7 protein-coding genes are annotated in these 3,253 nt (G+C 37.6%); 3 read left to right on the top strand and 4 right to left on the bottom strand.

What is annotated here, in order from left to right:
• Nucleotides 1-335 precede the first annotated feature (335 nt).
• From KY055_01055 to KY055_01040, 4 genes are all read right to left on the bottom strand, one after another.
• Nucleotides 336-554 (bottom strand): type II toxin-antitoxin system HicA family toxin, encoded by a 219-nt coding sequence (locus KY055_01055; protein ID MBZ1345219.1) that lies wholly within the window; start codon nucleotides 552-554, stop codon nucleotides 336-338.
• On the bottom strand, nucleotides 547-792 hold the full coding sequence (locus tag KY055_01050) for a type II toxin-antitoxin system HicB family antitoxin (protein ID MBZ1345218.1): 246 nt from the start codon (nucleotides 790-792) through the stop codon (nucleotides 547-549). The genes KY055_01055 and KY055_01050 overlap by 8 nt, the downstream gene beginning before the upstream one ends.
• Nucleotides 793-1,026: 234 nt before the next feature.
• Nucleotides 1,027-1,266 (bottom strand): type II toxin-antitoxin system HicA family toxin, encoded by a 240-nt coding sequence (locus KY055_01045; GenBank protein ID MBZ1345217.1) that lies wholly within the window; start codon nucleotides 1,264-1,266, stop codon nucleotides 1,027-1,029.
• An 8-nt stretch (nucleotides 1,267-1,274) separates the two neighbouring features.
• Nucleotides 1,275-1,493 (bottom strand): type II toxin-antitoxin system HicB family antitoxin, encoded by a 219-nt coding sequence (locus KY055_01040; GenBank protein ID MBZ1345216.1) that lies wholly within the window; start codon nucleotides 1,491-1,493, stop codon nucleotides 1,275-1,277.
• Between the two features lie 84 nt (nucleotides 1,494-1,577).
• Here KY055_01040 and KY055_01035 point away from each other — a divergent pair, with 84 nt between their 5' ends.
• The 3 genes from KY055_01035 to KY055_01025 form a co-directional block, all read left to right on the top strand.
• Nucleotides 1,578-1,892, top strand: a complete 315-nt coding sequence (locus KY055_01035; protein MBZ1345215.1) for a type II toxin-antitoxin system RelE/ParE family toxin — start codon at nucleotides 1,578-1,580, stop codon at nucleotides 1,890-1,892.
• A gap of 22 nt (nucleotides 1,893-1,914) precedes the next feature.
• Nucleotides 1,915-2,199, top strand: a complete 285-nt coding sequence (locus KY055_01030) for a helix-turn-helix transcriptional regulator (protein MBZ1345214.1) — start codon at nucleotides 1,915-1,917, stop codon at nucleotides 2,197-2,199.
• 230 nt (nucleotides 2,200-2,429) lie between these two features.
• Nucleotides 2,430-3,253, top strand: an 824-nt coding sequence (locus KY055_01025) for a hypothetical protein (protein MBZ1345213.1), incomplete at its 3' end; no start/stop codon positions are given.

Here is a 3,253-nt window from a genome sequence, read left to right as displayed (position 1 = left end):
GGGAAATGCTCGTAGAAGTCGGACTTCCTTAAGGAAGTCCGACTTCAATATATGGGGGGCCGCCTCTTTAATTCTCCAATTTTCTTCCTCTTTTTATTCTTTTTTGCAAAAATATGCCTTTTTTTTGAGACATATTTTATATAAAGGAAACAAGGCAAGCAGCGAACGCAGAGGAAAATGGGGATGTTTTTAGATTTTCGCAGAACGCAAGGTAAGGTTTGTTTCTCTTGGAAGTTTCTTAGCTTGGGCACTTTGTGTTTAAGCCGGGTTAAACACATAATCAAAAAAGCTCCTTTAAAACAAAGGAGCTGGCAATATCAAATTCTAAATATCTGCTATAGGTCTAAAAATTCTTGATTAGAAAGTTTTAGCTGATTAATGATTTTTTTTATAATTGGTAAACCAATATCTTTGCCGTGCGGATTAGGGATGAAAATCTTTATATTGTCTCGTTTCATATATTCATGTCGAGCAGACGGAAAAGGACCAGAAAAACCAACTTTCTTTAGTTTTTTTATTAACGCACGGCGAGGAAGGGGTGAAAGATTAGGCATACACTTTCAATGGCAATCTCTTGAACCCGGGTAAAGGATGTTTTTCTTGCAGGCTAACTAAAATATAGTCTTCAATTACTTCAGTTAATTGCTCCCTGACTTTTTCTACTGTATCTGCCTGGGCGTATGCGCCTGGCAAATCTTTTATACTTGCGCACCAACTTCCAGTTTCTTTGTCATGCTCATATTCTGCTTTGCGTAAAAGATTTTCAATATATTGAGCAATGTATAATTTCATATATTTTTATTCTACCTTTTCTAAAATGAATGTCAAGCTGAGAGCTGTAATGGTAATGTATACATACTTTTTATACTTTTCATAAATCGCAAATTTTTCTTTTGCACGGTTTTGTTAAAAATAGAACAATCAGTACCCGACACTGCTTATTCTGACACCAATGTTAGCTCAAAACGAAAAACAAAAAACAGCTCTTTGTTAAAGCTGAAAAAAGTTAATATATAAAGAAAAACCCTATCTCTTACCTTTCTTCCTTAATTGATTGAATTCTTCAATAGTTAGTCGCGCTCTTTTTATCTGAGTGGCTAAGAGCCCGGGAGCAAGTTCTTTATGGTTAGGAATGCTGAGCGGGGGATAACCCGATTGATTATTGTACAAAATCATATGGCTCCCTTCTTGGTGGTTAAGATAATACCCAATTTTTCTAAAAACTCTCACGGCTTCCTTGCCTGAAATGTTGCTTAAAAGTCCCATAACTAAAATTAAACCCTTACTTCTACGTAATTGGGTTGGGTTGCTTCCAGGGCAGCAGTTTGATGATGTTTTCTTAATACTTTAATATATCCCCGAATAGCTTCCCGAATATTCTTCAAAGCTTCTTTTCTGGTTTTTCCTTGCGACATACATCCTGGCAAAGAAGGACAGTCGGCAACAAAGCCCCCGTATTCAAAATCATATTGTAGATCAATTTTTAATTTCATACATCTTTATTATATTTTTTTTAGTAGAAAGATGTCAAGCGTGAAAAAATGACAAAATGGGGTCAATTCTATTTTTAACTAAATATGGAAATTCACATTTTTGACAGTTCCTTAGAGAGATTTATTAAAAATCTGCAAAAGCCCACAATTGCTAAGGTTTTGCGCACCATTGATTTGCTTGTGAAATTTGGTCAAAAATTAGGACCGCCCCACACAAAGAAAATTTCAGCCCGCCTTTTTGAACTTAGAGTTCCTGGGAAGCAAGAAGTCAGAATTTTTTACAGCTTTCATAAAGCGCAAATTTTTCTTTTGCACGGTTTTGTTAAAAAATCACAGAAAATTCCCCAGAGAGAAATCAAAATCGCTCTCCAAAAATTAAAACTGCTTGACAGGGTATAACGTATATGTTATATAGAAATATATGCGCAAGAAAACCTATAAGCAATTAAAAAGGGAACTATTAAAAGATAAAAAGATTAAATACGCCTATGAAAAACTTAGGCCCGAGTTTGCTGTCATTGAAATGATTATCAAAAAAAGAATTGAGAGAGGATTAAGCCAAAAAGAACTTGCTAAGAAGATTGGTACAAAACAATCGGCTATTTCCCGACTCGAATCAGGAACTTATAATCCCAGCCTTTCTTTTTTACAGAAGGTGAGCGAAGCCCTAGATGCAAAATTAAAAATTTCCTTGGCAGAGAAATAAAAAAAAGGAAAATGGGGTCAAATGAAAAATGGGGTCAACTCTATTTAGTTAAGTAGATGTCCGACATCTACATTAGATGTGTAGATGTCCGACATCTACATTTTTAACTAAAAGAACGGTCTATCGAGGTTCATAATTATTAAAACTTGACAGTGATTTTTGGAAAAAATATAATGAAATTAGATGGCATTAAAGTACTTATGAATAAAAAATTTTTAGCGATTACGATAATGTTATTTGCGCTTTTGGGTTTGCTTTTTGCCGGCCGAGTCCAGGCTGGTCCAGAACATAATGTCTCTGGCTGGGCTTGGTCAGGAAACCTGGGCTGGATTAGTTTTAATAATACAACTAGTGGAGCAGTAATAAATTACGGGGTTCATATTTGTACAGGGGATGGAGATGCTCTTTGCGGCCATTTAGCTACTCCCAGGGGAGGGCGACTAACCGGTTTTGCTTGGTCAAGAGGAACAACAGCTGATGTTGGTGGAATTGGCTGGATTAGATTTGACCCGGCTGGGCCTTTTCCTGGCGCACCCAATTATTCTGCCTGCTTAGATTTTCCAGGAACCGGACAGGTTTGTGACGGAGTGGGCGACTGGATGTTTTCTGGCTGGGCAAGGGCTGAAAGAGCAATAACACCCGAAGGCCAGACACTTGGCGGTTGGGATGGTTGGATAAGTATGAGGGGAACTATTCAAGCAGGAGGAACTTATGGGGTTTGGTTAAATAACATAATTTCGCCAATGCAATTTCGAGGTTATGCTTGGGGAGGAGATGCCGGAGGAAATTCAGAAGCAGTAGTTGGCTGGATTTCTTTTAATTGTATAGAAGGAGGAGTGGGCGGAACAAATATTTGCGCCACATCAAATTATAAGGTAACAACTACCCTTAACGTTGCGCCAACCGTTACTAATCCTTTAGAAAGTTTGAGTTATTGTAATATTAGTCCGGGAGAAGGTTTAACCAGTTTTAGCTGGACTTACAATGACGCTGATAATGACAACCAGACCCATTATGGTCTTCGGGTTTGGCGAGCCGGGACTTTGGTGGTAGA

Source organism: Candidatus Nealsonbacteria bacterium (assembly GCA_019923625.1).
In the GTDB taxonomy this organism is placed as follows: Bacteria; Patescibacteriota; Minisyncoccia; order Minisyncoccales; family RBG-13-42-11; genus JAHXGN01.
Note: the sequence above shows the minus strand (reverse complement) of the source record. Positions and strands in the feature narration are given on the sequence as shown.

Excerpts from the sequence above, each read along its gene's own strand:
- KY055_01055 (MBZ1345219.1), bottom strand. The coding sequence starts at position 554 with ATGCCTAATCTTTCACCCCTTCCTCGCCGTGCGTTAATAAAAAAACTA.
- KY055_01050 (MBZ1345218.1), bottom strand. The coding sequence starts at position 792 with ATGAAATTATACATTGCTCAATATATTGAAAATCTTTTACGCAAAGCA.
- KY055_01045 (MBZ1345217.1), bottom strand. The coding sequence starts at position 1,266 with ATGGGACTTTTAAGCAACATTTCAGGCAAGGAAGCCGTGAGAGTTTTT.
- KY055_01040 (MBZ1345216.1), bottom strand. The coding sequence starts at position 1,493 with ATGAAATTAAAAATTGATCTACAATATGATTTTGAATACGGGGGCTTT.
- KY055_01035 (MBZ1345215.1), top strand. The coding sequence starts at position 1,578 with ATGGAAATTCACATTTTTGACAGTTCCTTAGAGAGATTTATTAAAAAT.
- KY055_01030 (MBZ1345214.1), top strand. The coding sequence starts at position 1,915 with ATGCGCAAGAAAACCTATAAGCAATTAAAAAGGGAACTATTAAAAGAT.